This window comes from Sphingobacterium mizutaii (assembly GCF_900187125.1).
Taxonomy (GTDB): Bacteria; Bacteroidota; Bacteroidia; order Sphingobacteriales; family Sphingobacteriaceae; genus Sphingobacterium; species Sphingobacterium mizutaii.
In genome coordinates, this window is record NZ_LT906468.1 from 355,026 (window position 1) to 373,904 (window position 18,879).

The following is an 18,879-nucleotide window of genomic DNA, read 5'->3' on the forward strand; positions in this document are numbered from 1 at the left end:
GAATGATTTCGTAAATTCATCTATTATGAAAAGAATTTACCTAATCTGCCTTTTATTAAGTTATCAGTTTGCCTCCGCGCAAGATAATCTAAAAACCGACTTCCAGCGTATTTATGAAGATATTAATACCAATTCGGAAGCCTATGAACGTTTAAAGTATAGTACGGAAAACCTAGGGCACCGCTTGACCGGTTCAGAGCACGGCAAAAAAGCTGAAGAGCATGTGTTCAACCTCTTGAAGGCCTATGGCTACGACGTCAAATACCAACCTTTTTCTGCTCAGAGCTGGGCTAGGGAATCGCTGAGTTTAAAACTAAACAATTCCGATGTTCCTACAGTTTCTTTGGCTCATTCTCCTGTTAAGGTCGATCTAAATGCTGATTTAGTTGATCTTGGGAATGGCTTAGAGGCCGACTATCAAAAGGTTGGGGATCAAGTCAAAGGAAAAATTGCCTTGGTCTACCTGCACATTCTCCCTAATTCTGGAGAGAAACTTAAAAATCTACATCGTTCTGAAAAAACAGCCTTAGCTGAAAAATACGGTGCTAAAGGAATCGTATTCATCAACAGCGTGAAGGGCAATGTGCTGCTAACTGGAACGGCATCCATTACCGGGAAACTCATTGATATCCCGGCCATCTGTATCGGATTTGAAGACGGTATGAAATGGAAGGAGGCCCTATCCAAAGAAAAGGTACAAGCCCAAATCAATATGCGCAATAAGGCAGATGAAGCAACTGCCAGAAACATTATCGTTTCCATCAAAGGTTCTGAGCTACCGGAAGAGAAGATCGTGATCGGTGGTCACTTAGACAGTTGGGACCTTGCAACCGGAGCTATTGACAATGGTTTAGGTTCCTATGCCATTATTGATATGGCAAGAGCTTTCAAGAAACTTAATCTAAAACCAAAGCGGTCCATTGATTTCGTCCTGTTCATGGGTGAAGAACAAGGTCTGCTGGGTTCAAAAGCCTATGTCGCAGAAGCTATTAAAAATGGTACTCTGGGTCAGATCAAATATATGTTGAACTTCGATATGACCAATGCACCGACTGGCTTCTCCACTAGTAGAGAAGAAATGATGCCTTTGTTGGATTCCTTAGGTGGCATTTATGCTACAGTAGATACCGATTTTAAGAATACCAATGCCTCAGGTGCTGGATTGCATAGCGACCACCAGCCATTTATGATGCAAGGGATCCCGACTGGATCTGCAGCTGGAGGTAAGTTGCCTAATAATGCCGGCTTGTATTACCATTCCGACAATGATGTTTTCAGTCTTGTCGATAAAAAAGGGTTGGAGCAGACTGTTAAAGTAGGTGCTGCCTACCTATATGCCTTAGCGAACGCCAAAGCAATTCCTGCACAACGTTTTTCAGATGATGAAATTGTGAAATTCTTGGAATCTAAAGGATTGAAAGAACCTTTAATGATTTCAGGAGAATGGCGTTGGGGTAAATAATTAGATCAATGATCCCCCAGCTTGGATAAAGGTGTTTTTCTTTTCCATGAATGCACCTTTATCTATTGCTTTTGTCGCTTTGGAAATTATGCTGGTTTTGAAGCCTTCAGAAATCGCATCCATTGCCGTAAAGAATACGCAGAAGTCTGCTGCTAAGCCACAAACATGGACTTCATCGATTTTCCTAGCCTTTAAATAACCTGCCAACCCTGTATCTTTCCTTTTGCCATTATCATAGAATCCGCTATAGCTGTCGATTCTAGGGTCCATGCCTTTTCTAAAGATGGCTTCAATGCGGCTGCTGTCCAGGTCTTCAGAAATCTGTGAGCCATAGCTTTCCTGAACGCAATGGTCTGGCCAAAGGACCTGTTCAAGTCCATCGAGATCAATAACCTCAAATGGCAATTTGCCTTCATGTTTGCTGGCAAAGCTCAGATGGTCCTGGGGATGCCAATCTTGCGTGGCAACCACTAAATCGTAATCTTTTTGGATACTGTTTATAATTGGAAGGATCTCGTCGCCTTTAGCGACTTCCAATGATCCACCCGGTAAAAAATCGTATTGAACATCTACAATAATCAGTGCCTTCATAGTTCTAATGTAATAAAATTTAATCGACGGACAGCATATAGCCCACTCCGCGGATGTTCGTGATCTTGATCCTTTCATCTTGAGCCAGGTATTTCCGGATTCGGCTGATGAATACATCTAGGCTACGGCCAGTAAAATACGTGTCATTGCTCCAGTAGGTACGGATGATTTCATCGCGAGGGATAACCTTATCCTTGTTTTCGATCAATCGCTTCAGCAGTTCAGACTCCCTGTAAGAGAGTTTTTCCACATTTTCCCCGATACTAAGGGTGTTTTTTCCACTATCTAAGGTGTAATTGCCGAGGATAAGCTTGCTCGGGGACATGCTTTGGCCAACTTTTTTGAGCGCAGCTTCGATCCGGACAATTAATTCTTCGATTTTAAAAGGTTTTCGGATATAGTCATTCGCACCCAATTTAAAACCTTTGACCACATCTTCTGTCTGCGTCATGGCAGTAAGGAAGATAATAGGCGTGAGCATGTCGGTCTTTCTGATTTCCTTCGCCGCCGTGAATCCGTCCATGATCGGCATCATCACATCCAGCACAATAATATCCGGTTTATACTTATTATGGAATACAATGGCCTGTTGCCCGTTCAGCACATGCCTCACTTCAAAACCATGTTCCTCCAAACTGTCGGAAACAATCATCGCTAGGCTTTCCTCGTCTTCTACATATAAGATGTTTGTCATTTCCCTAAATTGAATTGGCTAATCAAATTACATCCGTTTCCTTCAATCGAATTAGGATTCTTTTGGTAAATCTATAACAAAAGTACTGCCAACTGACTCTTCACTGCTCAAATCTATCGTACCTTGATGTTGCTGTACGATTTGCTTGACATAAGCAAGGCCTAGTCCAAATCCCTTCACATTGTGTACATTTCCCGACGGTACCCTAAAGAATAGGTCAAACACGCCCTTTTGATAGGCTTTTGGGATGCCTATTCCATTATCTTGGATGGAAAGCTTGTATCTATCCCCGTTTTCAGATAGTGCGATATTGATTTTCACTTGATCGCCGGCATACTTTATGGCATTATCCAAAAGATTGCTGATCACATTTTTTATATGTGCTTGATCGGCAAAGATCTGGAAGGAATTCCCAGATATCGTTTTTTGGATATCCACTTCTTTTTTGGCGAATAGCTTGGCATTCTCCATCGATTCATCGATCAAGGACTCCAGGTCAAACCAAGTCTTCTCGAGCAGTACGCCATTCGTTTCCGCTACATCCACCTGCAAGACCCTTTCGATCATGTCCGAGAGATGCTCCAGTTCCTGTCTTGAAATCGATAGGTACCTATTCATACGTTCCTTATCATCCTTGGCACCATAGCGCTGTATGGATTCAATGGCTGCCATTACGGTCGAAACAGGAGTCTTAAGCTCATGGGTCATGTTGTTTACAAATGCTTTGCGCATCATCGCCAATTGGTTCTGCTTGCGGATGGTGACCAATAAGGCCCAGAATGTTCCGATCAATGCGATGATCAAGATTAAGGAGAATAAAAGTTGCCAACCGATCTGCTTTAATAGGTAAACAGTAGGATTGATGAAATCCACCTCGAGGTAAAGGTTCTCACTTTGGTCGATCACGATGGGCCTAGATTTACTTTCCTTATAGCGTTGATGGTAAAATTCCTTATTGCGCTCCTCTTCATTAGGCAGATTGGATATCTGTAATACAAAAGGGGAGTACATATCTCTTTCCCGTAAGGATTTTTCCAGGCGGATCTGCAAGGAGTCGATCGTGGCTTCATTCCAATTGATGGTGCGCACGACATAAGATGAAATAAAATGCCGGCTCATCTTGTTCTTGGAATTGCCTGTGGAATCAGTTACGTTCTGTCGATCGTTCTTGCGGTTGAAATTCTGGTTCTCGAAGATACTTTTTATGGTATCGACATTTATTTGCGGATATTTTTCTTTAAAAGCAATGGAAAGCCTATCAATTCTGTCCTTTCGTTGATTTTGGTTTTCCTTTTGGATTTGCTCTTCGTTTTCATTGTAAAAGTCCTGAACCACATCAAATAGCTCATGTTCGGTCATTCCCAAAAAGAACTGTTTATGGCCGAAATAACTTCCAAATAACCAAAAACCCAGCACAACGACGATCCCGGCGATAGTGAGGACAATGGAAGCGAGCAATATTTTATACTTTTTTAACATAATTAAAACAAATTTAAATTAGTAGATTTGCTCCGCATAAATATTGGTGGGCTTTTAACAAATTATAACACTGATTAACAAAGTGCTACTTAAATTGTCGCATTTCTGCTTAATAATACGTTATTTGCTCAATAGATTTATGCTGCTTACAAAAGATTTTTCATGGAAGAAGTCAATAAGTCCATTAATCATGCTTTTGGATGTTTATTTTAACATTTAATAACATGGGATAAACTTCTGCAATCCATACTTTTGCTAGACTAATGATTTTATGATTAAACAATTACGAATTATTCTTTTTGCTACTCTTGGTTTAAGTGCTGCACTCTTTACAGTAAGTTGTGATAAGGATATGTCAATCTCGTTGGATAACGATAATTTAGACAACCTAAACGTAACCTCAGATGATACGCTGAGCGCTACTGTGTCCACCTTACAAATGCCCTATATCCCTACTTCAGGTAGCGGAGTGGTATTGGTCGGTAAGATCAATCAACCCATTACCGGTAGTTTAAAGTCTACTTCATATTTCAGGCTAAACCCAACAGGTATTACGAATGAAATCCCAACCAATGCTAAGTTTGACTCGTTGAACCTAGTGATGGTGCCTAGTTATTGGAGAATTGCATATGGAGATACCACCAAGATGCAGACCATTTCTGCACACCGATTGACCCAATCCCTTGAAACTAAAACCTTAGAGAATTCATCTAGTGGAATCCCTAATCCGTTTTACATTACAGGACCTGCAATTTTTGGATCCCAAAAGTTCAATTATGCTGCCGATGCATTGGGTTCGGTTACATTCCGTCCTAAGAAGACCAAGAGAGATACGCTTTCCATTCGCTTGAATGATGCCTTAGGTGCTGAGTTCTTTAATAAGATCAAAGCTTCTGATATCGCATTCAATTCAGCGTCCAACTTCCAAGAATACTTTAAAGGCTTGAGTTTGGTGCCTGCTGAAAGCAATACGGCGATCGTAGGTTTCTCTGATACCTTACAGGTTAAGGTTAACTATTCCTATTTAGGAACTGATGGCTTCAAGAAAACAGGATCGAAAGTGTTGAACATGACTGAAAAGGCATTCCAATACAATCAATTTGACAAGAACGTACAAGGAACGGCATTTGAAGGCTTAAGTTCTACTAAAGCCATTGCCAGTACCAGTACATCAGGTGTTGCCTATTTCCAAGGAGGTTCAGGCGTGGTGACAGAAATCAAGTTCCCAGCATTAAAAGACTTTTTATCGCAACCTGGAGTTGCTATCAATAAGGCAGAATTAGAAATCGAGTTAGAAACCCCACATACAGGTCTTATGCCGGCAGTTCCGAATCCAATGTTGATGATTGCAGATTCAAGAGCGCCAATTTCATTTGTATCTATACCGTTTGGTAGAGACCCCCAATATGCAACTTACCTAGTTGGAGATAATGCAGGTAAAAAAGGAAGATACCTTTTTAATCTGATTCAATATATTAAATCTGCTACGGAGCCACATTCAGAAGAAAAATCATTATTCTTAACTTTGTCTCCAACGGCTGGCCTTGGTTTTACGCCATACACTTCTGTGATTGCTACAGAAAGAAATAAACCGAAAGTTAAATTAAATATCGTATATACAAAATTTAAATAGTCTATGAATAAGAGAAATTGGCTTGTACTACTTTTGATAGGAGCCTTCGCAATTACAACCTTTAACTCATGTAAAAAAGAGGAATCAACAGATACTGATTCAGGACCAACTGAATGGGAAAAATCTATTGTATTCACAGGTAAGCCAAGAAATTTAGCTGCAACATTTACTATCAGTGATGTCGCTTACTTGGTAGGTGGACAAATGAAAACAAATGAGTTATTAAGTGACTCTTATGCATTCGACGGTTCTTCATGGGTTAAGAAAGCAGAGTTTACCGGTCCAAAAAGACATAGCGCAGTAGGTTTTGCTGTTGCTGGAAAAGGATATATTGGTCTAGGATATGGTACAGATGGTGAAACTTCTGCCCCATTTAAAGATTTTTACCAATATGACCCTGCAACTAACACTTGGAAAAAAGTGGCTGACTTCCCAGGTGATGCACGTCATGGTGCTGTAGCATTCACATTAGGAAATGCTGCTTACGTAGGTTTAGGAAAAGTTCAAGCTACAGATGAGACTTTCTCAGATTTCTATAAATATGATCCAGCTACTGATAAATGGACTGAAATCAAAACTTCATTCAGTAACAAAAAAGGTGATGCTTATGCATTCGTAATCAATAATGTTGCTTATGTTGGTGGTGGTTACTCAAACGGAGTTCCTACAGAAGATTTCTATTCTTTTGATGGTACCAATTGGGTTCCTAAAAAAGCATTAAACGCAGACAACAAAGATGCTAGACGCTTTAGAGCAGGTGCATTCGCTATTGGAAACAACGGTTATGTTGTGTCTGGTCGTTCTCAATCAGGTGTAGTTACTACTGTTTGGAAATACAATCCTTCTGATGACTCTTGGTCTGATGGAAGCCAATCATTACCTTCAGCACGTGAAAATGCAGTTTCTTTTGCAATCAAAGGAAAAGGTTATATCACTACAGGTAACAACGGTACCACCTTCTTCGATGACACTTACGTGTTCACTCCAGTTAGATAATAATTTTATATAACGATAGAAAAGGGATGTCCTATTGGTCATCCCTTTTTTATTGAATTTAGCTCTTCAAGCCTTCTTGTTTAGCATTAAATGACCTCGTTTTGCGGGGTCTTTTTTTGGATGAGGTTTCTTGGAAATAAGCTTGGTCTTATTCGAGGCATATTCCGAATTTTCCGAATATGTCTCGAACGAGAGTAAAACAAGGCTCGAAGCAACATCTCGATTTTTTATCAAAGCGTTGGGATTCCTTCGGGATTAAGTTGCGAGTGTTTTTATGGCTATGGCCCAAAAGTAAAGTGGCAACCTTTTAGGGGTTGCCACTTTACTTAATTATTGAAATATCTAGTGTTTTTTAGATAAGTCCTTTAGCAGATAATAGTTCTGCCACTTGAACCGCATTGGTTGCTGCACCTTTACGAAGGTTATCCGCAACTACCCATAAGTTCAATGTTTTTTCTTGTGTTTCATCTCTACGGATACGGCCAACGAATACTTCGTCTTTGCCATGTGCATCCTTAGGCATTGGATATTCTAGGTTTGCAGGGTTGTCGACAACCACCACACCTTCTTGCGCTGCTAAAGCGGCACGAACATCTGCCAAGTCGAATTCGTTTTCAAACTCAATGTTTACCGATTCCGAGTGACCGCCGATAACTGGGATACGTACTGTCGTAGCTGTAACCTTGATCGAATCATCACCCATGATCTTGTTGGTCTCTTGGATCATTTTCATTTCCTCTTTGGTGTATCCATTGTCTTGGAAAACATCGATATGAGGGATAACGTTTAAGTCGATCTGGTAAGGATAAGCTTTTTCACCTTCGATACCTTTACGCTCGTTCATCAATTGATCAACAGCTTTTACACCAGTTCCAGTTACGGATTGGTAGGTAGAAACGACAACACGTTTGATTTTATATTTTTCATGCAAAGGCTTCATCACCACAACCATCTGGATGGTTGAGCAGTTCGGGTTTGCGATGATTTTGTCTTCCGCAGTCAATACATCACCATTTACTTCAGGGACGATCAATTTCTTGCTCGGGTCCATACGCCAAGCCGAAGAATTATCGATAACGGTAATTCCAGCTTCTGCGAACAGAGGCGCATATTCCGTAGAAGTGCTACCACCGGCCGAGAAAAGCGCTACATCAGGTTTAAGAGCAATAGCTTCAGATGCAGTCACGACCTTATACTTCTTTCCCTTGAATTCGATTTCCTTACCCTTACTTCTTTCAGAAGCAACAGGAATCAATTCTGTAACTGGGAAATTACGTTCCGCTAACACTGTCAACATTTCTGACCCGACTAGACCAGTCGCGCCTACTACTGCAACTTTCATAAATAATATTTGCTTAAAATTTTAATTATTATTGATTTTCTTAAGGTAACAAACATACTAAATAAACCTGAACAATTTTGGAATATTTTCGCTTTTAATAATTGATTATCACTATGATGGAATAAAGTTCAACAGGATTTGCCATTTAATGAAAAACGTTCAGACAAAATGGGTTTTCGTTGACAATGTTTCATTGAAAAATCGGTTTTACAGAGCGTAAACGTCCGAATGCCTTTTGATTGTAAAAAATTAAATCATACGTTTGCGCAAAATGTTGGGAAGCATCATATTCAGGCATTTAATTGGTAATTTCGCCATATTATTTTAGAAGTTATTGAAATAACTAAATTTATAAAACTATCATTTCTATAATGAAAGAAGTCATTTTGATGATCGGAGCCAATGGTCAGATTGGTTCAGAGTTAGCCGCAGCATTGCGAATCAAGTTCGGGAACGAGAATGTTATCACCTCAGATATACGCGAACCCAAAGAGATTGCCGAAGGTGAGATCTTTGAAACCCTGAATGTTTTGGACAAAGAAGCGATCAAAGCCTTGATCCTTAAATATAAACCTACTCAGATTTATTTATTGGCAGCGATGCTATCGGCTACTGGGGAGCAATACCCACAGAAAGCTTGGGACCTGAACATGAACGGTCTGTTGAATGTATTGGACCTAGCTGTAGAGTTGGGGATCAAGAAGATCTTCTGGCCTAGTTCCATTGCGGTATTTGGCCCACATTCTCCAAAAGAGAACACACCGCAATATTGTGTGATGGATCCAAACAGCATTTACGGGATCAGTAAATTGGCTGGAGAGCGTTTATGTGAATATTACCATAACAAGTATGGTTTGGATATCCGCAGTGTCCGTTATCCAGGAATTATCTCTTGGCGTACAGAACCAGGAGGGGGTACTACCGACTATGCGGTCCATATCTTTTTTGAGGCTATCCGTCAAGGGAAATATACTTCCTTCCTAAATGCAGGCACCGAGTTGCCGATGCTGTACATGGATGATGCGGTTCGGGGTACCATCGAGCTAATGGACGCTCCATCAGCGGGTTTGACGATCCGCTCCAGCTACAATCTTTCGGGGGTTAGTTTTACTCCGACAGAAATTGCTGAAGAAATTAAAAAAATTCTCCCTAATTTTGAAATCTCCTATTCAGACAATGATCCGCGTCAAGCAATTGCTGATTCATGGCCAAAGAGCATCAATGACGATCAAGCAAGAGCAGATTGGGGCTGGAAGCCGACATTTGATCTGGCAGGGATGGCAAAAGACATGCTGGAGAATCTTAAAACAAAACTAAAATAAAATGGGTAGAGCTTTCGAATTTAGAAAAGAAAGAAAATTTAAACGCTGGGCCAAGATGGCCGTTCAATTTACGCGTCTTGGAAAAGAAATTGCAATCGCAGTAAAAGAAGGCGGTCCTCACCCGGAGAACAATTCCCGCTTACGTACCGCAATTCAAAACGCCAAGGCTGTAAACATGCCTAAGGACCGTGTTGAAGCGGCAATCAAAAGAGCCTCTGAGAAGGATTCAAAAGGATACGAAGAATTTGTATACGAAGGATACGGTCCACATGGTGTACCGGTATTGATCGAAACTGCTACTGATAATACCAACAGAACCGTAGCAAACGTTAGAAGTTATTTTACAAAAGCTGGAGGTTCCCTAGGTAAAACTGGGTCTCTGGATTTTATCTTCCAAAGGAAATCTGTTTTCCGTTTTCCGGCTACAGATGAACTGGATGTAGAAGAATTAGAATTAGAATTGATCGATGGCGGTCTAGAAGAGTTATATGTGGAGGCTGATGAAGAAGGAAACGATATCATCGTGGTACAGACTTCTTTTGAAGATTTTGGAAACATGCAACGACTGTTGGAAGAAAAAGGTATTGAAGTTTCTTCTGCTAAAACAGAACGTATCGCATTATCGCATACAACCCTGTCGGAAGAACAAGCTGCTGACGTCCTAAAATTGATCGATAAGATCGAGGAGGATGATGACGTCCAAGCGGTATATCACAACATGGACTAATCCAGATTAGGATATGAAAACATAAAAGAGGGCTTGCCCTCTTTTTCTGTTTATATACAAAGGGATTTGAAGAAAGTTCAGTTCCTGTGCGTTTTTTGGTCTAAATGTATACATTTGTATATGCTTTCGTTCACCGAGTTTTTCACGAAAAAGAAAATTGACATCAATGCTTTGCAAAAAGCGAAGCCTGATCTCTATCATGAATTTGATAGGGATTATGCCTTGATGGGTGAAAAAAGCTTTGATCATAGCAAGAAGTTCTGGTTCAATAGGCTCAGAAAAGATTACCTCTTGAAAGAGATCGAAATTACGGAACCGAAGAAGGGGGAAGTCAAGGCAGAATCGACTGCGCCTGCAACTGCGGCATCAACAAGCACTGCTCCGGCAGCAGCTAAGCCAGCAGGATTCCGTCCTAAGTTCAAGGCTGCTGTCAAAACCGTGGAGGAGAAAGCGATTGAGCCAACAGCGGAAACCGAAGAGAAGCCAGCTGCAAAAGCACCGGCAGGCTTTAAGCCTCGTTTTAAGGCTGCTGCTCCACCTGAAAGATTGGACGGGCCAATGGAAGGCAATGTGTCCGATAAGCCGGCTGACGGCCCTAAAGATAGCGAGGAGGCTGTTGCTAAGCCAAAAGGCTTTACGCCAAGGTTCAAAGCAGCAAACCTTCCTAAAAAAATAGAATCAGAAAAGCCAGAAGATAGCCAAGCGGAAACTCCGGCAGATAATACCGAAGAGAACAAGGAGGCTGCGGCCCCAGCGAAACCAAAAGGCTTTACGCCGAGGTTTAAAGCGTCGAATCTACCGAAAAAGGTAGAAGACGAAAATAAAGAAGAGTCAGCTCCTGAAGCTCAAGAAGAAGCCACAATCGAAGCGCCAAAGCCTAAAGGTTTTACACCAAGGTTTAAGGCCGCGAATCTACCGAAGAAGGTAGAAAGTGAAGCTCAAGAGGAATCAGCTCCTGAAGCAAAAGAAGAAGCTTCCATAGAAGCGTCTAAACCTAAAGGCTTTACGCCAAGGTTTAAGGCTGCGAACCTTCCTAAGAAGCTGGAGGAGAAGGAAGAACCTAGTGCGGAGTCTGTACAAGAAAATAAAGTAGCAGAGGAACCATCTGCATCCGATGATGCAGCAACTACAGCTACAGAAGAAGTTACATCTAAACCAACTGGCTTTAAACCACGTTTTAAAGCTGGTGTTACCAAAGCAGCTACTAACCAGGAGGACCAGGATCCCAATCCTGAGCAATCAAGTACTCCAACTGAAGAACCATCTACCCAAACAACAACGAAACCAGTAGGATTCAAGCCGCGTTTTGTGGCCAAGAAATCATCAGATCAAAAAGATAAAGAGGATTAGAATTAATATGGATAATCCCATTTATTTTATAATTTTAATTACAAAATTGCGTAAAAAATATGTTAAAAGAAGAAAGGCAAGCCTATATAATACATCAAATCAACATACATAATAAAGTTTTATCCTCTGATCTAAGCGTTCAGCTGAATGTTTCTGAAGATACCATTCGTCGTGATTTAAACGAATTGGCAGAGAGCGGTAAAGTGCTAAAAGTATATGGGGGTGCATTATCTAAGTCTTTTCAATATCCTTTCCAAGAAGGGAATGTATATGCCAAAGAAGCTAAGAAAGAGATTGCTTCGAAGGCTATTTCGTTGATTCAAAGCGGAATGACTATTTTAGTTGGAGGCGGGACCAGTATGATTGAGTTGGCACGTTTGGTTCCAAAGGATGTGCAGTGTACATTTTTCACGATCAGTCCACTTGTCGCGTTGGAATAAGCGGAGAAAGAGAACCTTGAGGTTTTCCTCTTAGGAGGTAAGCTCTCGAGAAATACCAATGTGGTATCAGGCTCGCAGGTCATCAATGAACTGTCTGATATCAAGGTAGATCTATGTCTTTTAGGGACCAACAGTCTTTCTGTTGAAGAGGGGGTGACCGATTCCGATTGGGAGGTCGTTCAGATCAAGAAAGCGATGATCAAATGCTCGCAGAAATTAGGGGTATTGAGTATCGTGGAGAAATTGAACTCCAACCAGAAACTTAGGGTATGTCCATTGAAAGATATAACCTATCTCATCACGGACTTAAATCCAAAGCATCCAAGTTTAGAAGAATTCAGTAAACAGATAACCATTATCTAATTTGGTTTCTTTCCAAAGGTTTTTAAACGAATGGCTCTTTCAACGAGCCATTTGTTGCTTTCTATAAAAAGGTTGTGCCAAATAAGGTTGTAATTGATCCTGCGGTTGAAAAGGGTCCGCTTGGCATGTTTAAGTAGTTTAAAGACACTGTAGCCTGCTATTCCATTAAACGGCTTGGCATAATAGGAAGCATGGTGTTTTTTCCATTCCTCCAATGCCTTCCTATTTACATATTCCAGGTATTCTTCATTTCCCAACTTGGCAGAAAGAGGCTTCACAAAATTTGCAGAGAGCTTTTCGTCCTTCAATTCTACGAGCTGTTTTTTCTTTTCTACGATATGTAGGAAATGCTTGCTCAGCTTTTTGTTTTCGAATTCCAGCTCCAATACTCCACCCACATTCCATTGTGGATGATTTGCGGGATATTCAAAATAAAAATTGCCAAGGCTATAGGCAATCAATTTGCCATTATATTCTTCGATTCCCTGTACGACGTGGGGGTGATGGGCGATAATGACATCAACACCTAGGTCAATCAATTCCTTATAGCGGTCTTTCCATTCTGGGATAGGCACATCCAATAATTCAACACCGGCATGGATTTGCACGATCAGCACATCAACCTGCTTCTTGTACTGTTGGATATCAGCGTTTACGCGCTTGGCATTTACCCAAGCATGTCCAACCAAGCGGTCTCCGTTCAATGCCCCATATCCATTTTCTCCATAGGCCAAGAAACCGTATTTGACCTCATCAAAAGTCCAAGTTTTTAAGCCATAGGCTTCTTCTTCGGAGCCTACTCCCAAGATTTCTTTTCTCGGGAATTGTTCCATTGTTTTCAGGAGGGCATCTTCACCGAAGTCATAAATATGGTTGTTCGCTAGGGAAAAACAGTTGAAACCGAGTTCTTGCAGCCAGTTTGGAGCATTTTTGTTTTGGGCTACCAAAGGACCTGTTTTATGGATAGGTTGGCCCAGCCCCTGTAGTGGTGCTTCAAAATTGCAGGATTTCAAATCTGCTGAGTTGAAAAGTTCCTTGAGGCTTGGGGAAAATTGCGGTGCTTTTTCACAAACAATATCTCCAACAAAGACAAACTTATGCTTGGATGTGGCTGGCATTTCTTCTTATCAATAAATTTTCAATCGGTTTGATTGTAATATAAGCAAAATAAGCTTCCAACAAATCGTTTTTTGCACCTAATAGTTTCAAAACTCCCTTGACCTTAGGGGTATGCATCAAGGTTTGGAAGATCTTTTCCTTCCTTCCGATGTGCATGATCTTTTGGTTGATCCAGTTTAAATATTCCGGATTGAGGCATTCCTTCAATAAATCCACATTTAATGGGGTCAGCGTCTCGTTGAGGAGTGCGTAATAATTGAGTGAATTTTGATAGGTGTATTTATGTTTTTCCTCTTCAAAAAGGAGGTTGTTCTTTCTAAAGAAATCCCTTTGCCATGCCCGATTCTCCCTTCTTTCTACAGGAAGGTTCAACATGGAAATGGCAATGTCCTCATCCACGAATGGAGAGTAGCCAGGATATCCCATTTTTGCGGGCACAGAAATCAAATACTGTAACATCATCATCTTGGTCCGCATGGCGGTGATGATGCGGTATTCAGGTGAACCTAAATGTTCTTTTTGACGATCATAAATAGGCTCTACGATGCTACTGTAGTCTATGTCCATCGCCAATTTAGAATCGGCACTCATTCCATGGGTGTATCCAAGGGTACGATAAGAGGCTGAGCTATCTATCATGGGCACTTTGACAGCTCCAGCCCAGGCATCACCAATAATGCCGCTCAAGAGATGCATAGGGTTGCCGGCTTCCAATTGCTTGATCTTGTCATAAAATTCCATGTGGTAAGTGCCAGATGCGGCAACGGCAGGACCAAATTGATCATACCATTGATCCATATAGACATTGAACTTGCCAAGTGGAATCCTTTTCCATTGGGTATGCAATCTTTTGGACAACAAACCTGCATATACGGCCTCCCGCGATTCATCCTGGTTTAAGGAGGTACCATAGGTATAGGCATGGATCCTGCTCTTGTCTTCCAAAAGTACATTCATCAACCTGGAATCAAAACCACCACTGGTGGGAATCAGGATATCATCTTTAAATCCATCCGCCCAATTTTGGAGAGCAGTGCTTAATTTATGGAAGACATCGTCTTCATGCGATTTTTTGCCCAAGAGGTTTAAGGTGTCATCATTCCCCTCTTTGATAGAAAGTCTGTCATTTTCAAGAGACAGTATTTGGTTGGGCAAGAGGTATTTTACGTCTTTGACCGGTGTATGTCCAAATACGCTATAGCCAAAATCTAGATAAGCAGCTAAGCCCTCTGGATCAATTTCCAGATTGGCGTAATCAATGACTTCATTGATCTCTTGGCTATATTTTCCGGTTTTAAGATTATAGAATACGGTTTGATAACCTACCCAATTTCCTTTTGCAACTTCCATTAAGATTTTTTCGCTAATTTCTTCTTTAACATGCCCAATATTTCCATCCAGATATCATTTTTGATCATATGGTTGGCTCCAACATAAATAACTACGAATATAAGGCTTTGTACAATGATGAGAAGCAAGTAATTCGGGATAAGGTTAAAATACAGCGGTAAATAAGCCAGTCCTGCTGCTATGATGGATATAAGGGTAGTTGGTAAAAGGTCTTTGACCTGCATAAACAGGTTGTAGCCATAAACTCTTCCGCTCATGCTCGCTGCAATAATATAGCAAATGATCCTAACGGCAACGAGGCCAAGAGCAATCATGACCAGGCCATGTTTATAGGTTAAAAACAGGGCTATGATGGCTAAGGAAACTTTGATGATTTCCAAGCTCAGGAAAAATTTAGAGCGTCCTTTGATATTCAGGAAGTTCGCGTTCAGGTCGGTCAATGAAGTGAAGATGCTGGCGAAACATAATATTTGGAACAAAATTATAGATGAAACCCAGGTGTCCGTTAGGAAGAATACAAAGCCTGGTTTTGCCACTGCAATGGCCAGAAAGCTGATCGGGATCAATGCGAATGCAAGGCTTGACAATGTTTTTCTGCTGGCATTCAAGAACCTTGGAAGGTCGTCTTGGATGGGGGTCAAGGTAGACAAAGTCGTTCCTTGCAAAATGGCGGTAATGGTCTGTCCTGCCGTTTCTCCCCATTTATTCCCTTGGTAATAGTATCCTACTTGGTCAGCAGTGTAATGTTTTCCGATAAAAGAAGCATAAAAAGGGGATAGTATCTTTCCCAACATATTTGAAACCATAAAGGAAAGGGAGAATGAAAGGTGCTTTTTTAAGGATGCTGCACTGAAAGCGAAGTTTACTTTCCAATCGCCCCATATCCATAGCATAATCGTTCTGAACAGCGTGTACAAAAGGGGTTGTAAAATCAATGCCCATACCCCATAGCCCAATAAGGCAACAATGATCACAATAATGCCGGCAAAAAGAACTGCCAATACATTGACCCTGGTCGTTAAATGGAATTGAAACTTCTTGAGGATTTTTACGTATTGTACAATACTAAAAGATTGGATTATTATCTGCAGGAACAAGACCCTAGCATATAGGGCAAGGCCTGGGATATTGTAGTATTTTTCGATATAGGGGGATGCAAAATAGAGAATCAGGTAAATAATGGCGCTTACAGAGAGGTTAAAGATGAACATGGACGAATAGTCCAATTCATCCACTACTTTGGTCCTGACCAACGAAGTTGCTAATCCGCTATCCACAAAGGTTGTAGCGATAATGGAAAATATCGCCAAGGCGGCGATCACAGCAAACTCATCGGGGCTTATGATCCTGGCAGTAATGATGGCGACGATAGTGACGATGGCCTGATTACCGAATCGATCTAAGGCATTCCAGAATAGCCCGTTGAGGGTGATTTTTTTCGTGTTTTCGCTCATGTATTGGATTAATCAACAAATTTAGGAAAGATTCTTGTACAGCATAAGAAAAAAGCATTATACTTAATGCATTACAAGATTTACTCATATATTTGATTTAGAATAGATTGATTTTCCTTTTCACATGCTAGCACCAATCGCTTTATTTGTTTACAATAGACCCGTACATACCCGTAAGACATTATCAGCTCTTGAGGCCAACAGTTTGGCGGAACAATCCGATATCTACATCTTTTCAGATGGTGCCAAGACGGCCCAAGATATCGATTCGGTCAACCAAGTTCGTTCCATTATCCGGGAACCTTGGAAGTTTAAGCATATCTATATTATCGAGCGTTCTCAAAACAAGGGGCTTGCCAACAGTATCATTGAAGGGGTAACCCAGGTGGTACAGAAACATGGAAAGATCATTGTTTTGGAGGATGACCTGGAAACCTCCAGTTTTGCCCTTCAATACTTCAATGATGCACTGAACCAGTATCAAGATCAGGAAAAGGTGATGGAGATCTCGGGCTATATGTATCCTGTGGATAAGCCCAAGAAACTGCCGCAATCCTTTTTCTTCCGGGTAGCCAATAGTTGGGGCTGGGCAACATGGGATAGGGCTTGGCAGCACTTCAATCCCGATATTGAGGAGTTGACCAAGGATTTTACCCGTAAACAAAGGAAGGCTTTCAGCGTAGATAATTCGGAGAACTTCTGGAAGCAGGTCAAACAGTTCAAAGCGGGCAAAATCAATTCCTGGGCGATTCGTTGGTACCTATCGGTATTCAACAAAGGTGGGCTTGTGTTGTATCCGCGTTTTTCATTTATCCAAAATACAGGGACCGACGGTTCGGGGACCCATTCGGATGTAGATAAGGTCTATCGAGTGGAGCTTTCCAAAAAGCCTGTTCGCAAATTCCCGATTATCTTGGAAGAAGATCCCTTGGCATTCCAGGCCATTAAGCATTTCTATAAAAATCGCAAGGGAACCTTCTTCGAAAGGTTGGCGAAATTCATAGAAAAGAAGCTATTGGAACGGAAGATGCGAAAACTGAAGGCTTAATTCTCTTCTAAATTCTTAAAGAATAAAGTCCTTTTGGTTTTTGCTACCAAAGAGTATCCCTTTTCAAGCATCAATTGAAAGACTTCCGATTTATTCAAGTCAGCGATAGACAATTCCTCTTCTACCAAGACAAATGTTGGCCTATATTGCTGCCAATCATTGCTGTTGAGGACGATCAGGTCAAATCCTTCTGCATCGACAGATAGGAAATCAATCTTTTTTCCTTTTGGGAGGTGCTTTTGCAAGACCTCTTTTAGAGGTAATGTTGGCACGGGGATCGTTTTTATCAAATGGTATTTGGCATTCAGGCCATCTCTTTTTTCAGATATTTCTTGGGAAAATCCGTTTAGTGCGGGTTCATTGAAGCAATAGTAGGTCAATTCTTGCGGACTTTCGCTGATGCCGATGTTGAGATTTACGTCTTTGGTCCTAAACCAGTTGAACCATTTCATGGCTTCTGGTGAAGGTTCTATATTGATACCACGCCATCCTTTTTTATAGAAGTACATGGTGTTGGAGAATCTATAGGGATGGTGGGCACCTACATCCACATAGAATCCCTTGTAGTTTTTACGACCTTCATAAAATCCTCTAAGGACCATGTCCTCGCCCTCTTGTGAAAATGAACGCGCATGGAAAAATTTATGTATCGGGAAATAAGTTAAGACAGCTTTCTTAATTTTAGACATTGGGCCAAAGCAATTTATAATCGTTAATATTTTGCAATCAATGTACAATTTATTTTTCTAGGGTAAGTAAGTTGGATAAAAAATTTAGGACCATTTAACAGTTTTGTGGAGGAATGTTTAATCCTGTTATGAGGGAATCTTTGTTACTTTTGGATACCAAATTAACCAAACCGACGAAGGAGCTCAGGGATACCAATTCTTCTGTTACTTTTGAAGCCCAAAAGTACCAAACCGACGAAGGAGCTCACGGATACCATGGTTTGAACCAGGATTAAATGGATGGGAGGATTGACCAAGATTTTAATCAATCATATCGCTGGAAAATCCCCAATACTGTAGGGGCGTATCGAATACGCCCGCCGGATTTGAACCAGGATGAATGGGATAAGAGGATTGACCAAGAACTGGTTTTGAACCAGGATGCCCTTCGGCAGAGCTCAGGGTACAGGATGGGAGGATTGACCAAGATTTTAATCAATCATATCGCTGGAAAATCCCCAATACTGTAGGGGCGTATCGAATACGCCCGCCCCATAAAAACCTGAATTATTATCATCTTATGATTAAAGAAAATCCTAAATTTTTCAGATTCTGGTGTAAATAACTTCCAACCAAAACACCCATAGGTGACGAGATTTTTTTCTTCTTAAAGAAATAAAATAGTTCGTTCGCTGCGCTCTGAATTCCTCTTTGAGACACTTTCAATTCTGAACGATTAGTGAAGAATCTGTACGATAATGCCCCTCATGATCTTGTCATTCTCAATCGAAGATTGAGGACCTGTTCGCCATTCCAATCATGGTTTGCATAGTTCCGAGAA

General features: G+C 41.0%; 17 protein-coding genes and 1 pseudogene. 10 read left to right on the plus strand and 8 right to left on the minus strand.

Translation table 11 applies throughout. The features are described from left to right. The first annotated feature begins 25 nt into the window (after positions 1-25). Complete coding sequence (locus CKW03_RS01600) at positions 26-1,462, plus strand: M28 family peptidase (protein ID WP_093101170.1); 1,437 nt, start codon at positions 26-28, stop codon at positions 1,460-1,462. Here CKW03_RS01600 and pncA read toward each other — a convergent pair whose 3' ends face one another. The 3 genes from pncA to CKW03_RS01615 are packed head-to-tail and all read right to left on the minus strand — an operon-like array spanning position 1,463 to position 4,226. After that, positions 1,463-2,053, minus strand: a complete 591-nt coding sequence (gene pncA / locus CKW03_RS01605; RefSeq protein WP_093101172.1) for a bifunctional nicotinamidase/pyrazinamidase — start codon at positions 2,051-2,053, stop codon at positions 1,463-1,465. Between the two features lie 19 nt (positions 2,054-2,072). Further along, positions 2,073-2,747, minus strand: coding sequence for a response regulator transcription factor (locus tag CKW03_RS01610; RefSeq protein WP_093101174.1), 675 nt, complete (start codon positions 2,745-2,747; stop codon positions 2,073-2,075). 51 nt (positions 2,748-2,798) lie between these two features. Continuing rightward, positions 2,799-4,226 carry a sensor histidine kinase gene (locus tag CKW03_RS01615; RefSeq protein ID WP_093101176.1) on the minus strand — a complete coding sequence of 476 codons (1,428 nt, stop codon included), beginning with the start codon at positions 4,224-4,226 and terminating at the stop codon, positions 2,799-2,801. Between the two features lie 271 nt (positions 4,227-4,497). On the opposite strand from CKW03_RS01615, the gene CKW03_RS01620 reads away from it, so the two are divergent. Then, positions 4,498-5,859 (plus strand): DUF4270 family protein, encoded by a 1,362-nt coding sequence (locus CKW03_RS01620; RefSeq protein WP_093101178.1) that lies wholly within the window; start codon positions 4,498-4,500, stop codon positions 5,857-5,859. A gap of 3 nt (positions 5,860-5,862) precedes the next feature. Further along, positions 5,863-6,855: a Kelch repeat-containing protein gene (locus CKW03_RS01625; protein ID WP_093101180.1), complete on the plus strand. Its 993-nt coding sequence runs from the start codon at positions 5,863-5,865 to the stop codon at positions 6,853-6,855. 352 nt (positions 6,856-7,207) lie between these two features. On the opposite strand, the gene CKW03_RS01630 is transcribed toward CKW03_RS01625, so the two are convergent. After that, entirely contained in the window at positions 7,208-8,197 is a 990-nt protein-coding gene (locus tag CKW03_RS01630) for an aspartate-semialdehyde dehydrogenase (RefSeq protein ID WP_093101182.1), read from the minus strand. A gap of 371 nt (positions 8,198-8,568) precedes the next feature. On the opposite strand from CKW03_RS01630, the gene CKW03_RS01635 reads away from it, so the two are divergent. The 4 genes and pseudogenes from CKW03_RS01635 (at position 8,569) to CKW03_RS01650 (ending at position 12,399) form a co-directional block, all read left to right on the plus strand. Next, complete coding sequence (locus CKW03_RS01635) at positions 8,569-9,519, plus strand: NAD-dependent epimerase/dehydratase family protein (RefSeq protein ID WP_093101184.1); 951 nt, start codon at positions 8,569-8,571, stop codon at positions 9,517-9,519. Position 9,520: 1 nt separating this feature from the next. Continuing rightward, positions 9,521-10,246, plus strand: a complete 726-nt coding sequence (locus CKW03_RS01640) for a YebC/PmpR family DNA-binding transcriptional regulator (RefSeq protein WP_093101186.1) — start codon at positions 9,521-9,523, stop codon at positions 10,244-10,246. 120 nt (positions 10,247-10,366) lie between these two features. Beyond that, entirely contained in the window at positions 10,367-11,596 is a 1,230-nt protein-coding gene (locus tag CKW03_RS01645; RefSeq protein WP_093101188.1) for a hypothetical protein, read from the plus strand. 59 nt (positions 11,597-11,655) lie between these two features. After that, positions 11,656-12,399, plus strand: a pseudogene (locus CKW03_RS01650) (DeoR/GlpR family DNA-binding transcription regulator). Here CKW03_RS01650 and CKW03_RS01655 read toward each other — a convergent pair. From CKW03_RS01655 to CKW03_RS01665, 3 genes are read right to left on the minus strand one after another with little or no spacing between them, the layout of a single operon-like run. After that, the gene (locus CKW03_RS01655; RefSeq protein ID WP_093101189.1) at positions 12,396-13,517 is read right to left on the minus strand and encodes a CapA family protein; all 1,122 of its coding nucleotides are present in this window, start codon (positions 13,515-13,517) and stop codon (positions 12,396-12,398) included. The pseudogene CKW03_RS01650 and the gene CKW03_RS01655 overlap by 4 nt on opposite strands. Beyond that, positions 13,495-14,868: an asparagine synthetase B family protein gene (locus tag CKW03_RS01660; protein WP_093101191.1), complete on the minus strand. Its 1,374-nt coding sequence runs from the start codon at positions 14,866-14,868 to the stop codon at positions 13,495-13,497. The genes CKW03_RS01655 and CKW03_RS01660 overlap by 23 nt, the downstream gene beginning before the upstream one ends. Beyond that, entirely contained in the window at positions 14,868-16,322 is a 1,455-nt protein-coding gene (locus CKW03_RS01665; protein WP_093101193.1) for a lipopolysaccharide biosynthesis protein, read from the minus strand. Before CKW03_RS01665 ends, CKW03_RS01660 begins: the two co-directional genes overlap by 1 nt. A gap of 124 nt (positions 16,323-16,446) precedes the next feature. Between CKW03_RS01665 and CKW03_RS01670 the strand changes: the two genes are divergently transcribed. After that, complete coding sequence (locus CKW03_RS01670; RefSeq protein ID WP_093101195.1) at positions 16,447-17,370, plus strand: glycosyltransferase family protein; 924 nt, start codon at positions 16,447-16,449, stop codon at positions 17,368-17,370. Here CKW03_RS01670 and CKW03_RS01675 read toward each other — a convergent pair. Beyond that, positions 17,367-18,059: an FkbM family methyltransferase gene (locus CKW03_RS01675; RefSeq protein ID WP_093101197.1), complete on the minus strand. Its 693-nt coding sequence runs from the start codon at positions 18,057-18,059 to the stop codon at positions 17,367-17,369. The two genes, CKW03_RS01670 and CKW03_RS01675, sit on opposite strands and share 4 nt — an antisense overlap. A 128-nt stretch (positions 18,060-18,187) precedes the next feature. Between CKW03_RS01675 and CKW03_RS20225 the strand changes: the two genes are divergently transcribed. Both CKW03_RS20225 and CKW03_RS01680 read left to right on the plus strand, forming a co-directional pair. Beyond that, positions 18,188-18,334 (plus strand): hypothetical protein, encoded by a 147-nt coding sequence (locus CKW03_RS20225; RefSeq protein ID WP_157739356.1) that lies wholly within the window; start codon positions 18,188-18,190, stop codon positions 18,332-18,334. Continuing rightward, complete coding sequence (locus CKW03_RS01680; RefSeq protein ID WP_093101199.1) at positions 18,335-18,568, plus strand: hypothetical protein; 234 nt, start codon at positions 18,335-18,337, stop codon at positions 18,566-18,568. It begins immediately after the preceding gene. Positions 18,569-18,879: the final 311 nt, after the last annotated feature.

Excerpts from the sequence above, each read along its gene's own strand:
- CKW03_RS01675 (WP_093101197.1), bottom strand. The coding sequence starts at position 18,059 with ATGTCTAAAATTAAGAAAGCTGTCTTAACTTATTTCCCGATACATAAA.
- CKW03_RS01655 (WP_093101189.1), bottom strand. The coding sequence starts at position 13,517 with ATGCCAGCCACATCCAAGCATAAGTTTGTCTTTGTTGGAGATATTGTT.
- CKW03_RS01670 (WP_093101195.1), top strand. The coding sequence starts at position 16,447 with ATGCTAGCACCAATCGCTTTATTTGTTTACAATAGACCCGTACATACC.
- CKW03_RS01645 (WP_093101188.1), top strand. The coding sequence starts at position 10,367 with ATGCTTTCGTTCACCGAGTTTTTCACGAAAAAGAAAATTGACATCAAT.
- CKW03_RS01630 (WP_093101182.1), bottom strand. The coding sequence starts at position 8,197 with ATGAAAGTTGCAGTAGTAGGCGCGACTGGTCTAGTCGGGTCAGAAATG.
- pncA (WP_093101172.1), bottom strand. The coding sequence starts at position 2,053 with ATGAAGGCACTGATTATTGTAGATGTTCAATACGATTTTTTACCGGGT.
- CKW03_RS01635 (WP_093101184.1), top strand. The coding sequence starts at position 8,569 with ATGAAAGAAGTCATTTTGATGATCGGAGCCAATGGTCAGATTGGTTCA.
- CKW03_RS01660 (WP_093101191.1), bottom strand. The coding sequence starts at position 14,868 with ATGGAAGTTGCAAAAGGAAATTGGGTAGGTTATCAAACCGTATTCTAT.
- CKW03_RS01640 (WP_093101186.1), top strand. The coding sequence starts at position 9,521 with ATGGGTAGAGCTTTCGAATTTAGAAAAGAAAGAAAATTTAAACGCTGG.
- CKW03_RS20225 (WP_157739356.1), top strand. The coding sequence starts at position 18,188 with ATGAGGGAATCTTTGTTACTTTTGGATACCAAATTAACCAAACCGACG.
- CKW03_RS01665 (WP_093101193.1), bottom strand. The coding sequence starts at position 16,322 with ATGAGCGAAAACACGAAAAAAATCACCCTCAACGGGCTATTCTGGAAT.
- CKW03_RS01680 (WP_093101199.1), top strand. The coding sequence starts at position 18,335 with ATGGATGGGAGGATTGACCAAGATTTTAATCAATCATATCGCTGGAAA.
- CKW03_RS01615 (WP_093101176.1), bottom strand. The coding sequence starts at position 4,226 with ATGTTAAAAAAGTATAAAATATTGCTCGCTTCCATTGTCCTCACTATC.
- CKW03_RS01600 (WP_093101170.1), top strand. The coding sequence starts at position 26 with ATGAAAAGAATTTACCTAATCTGCCTTTTATTAAGTTATCAGTTTGCC.
- CKW03_RS01610 (WP_093101174.1), bottom strand. The coding sequence starts at position 2,747 with ATGACAAACATCTTATATGTAGAAGACGAGGAAAGCCTAGCGATGATT.
- CKW03_RS01625 (WP_093101180.1), top strand. The coding sequence starts at position 5,863 with ATGAATAAGAGAAATTGGCTTGTACTACTTTTGATAGGAGCCTTCGCA.
- CKW03_RS01620 (WP_093101178.1), top strand. The coding sequence starts at position 4,498 with ATGATTAAACAATTACGAATTATTCTTTTTGCTACTCTTGGTTTAAGT.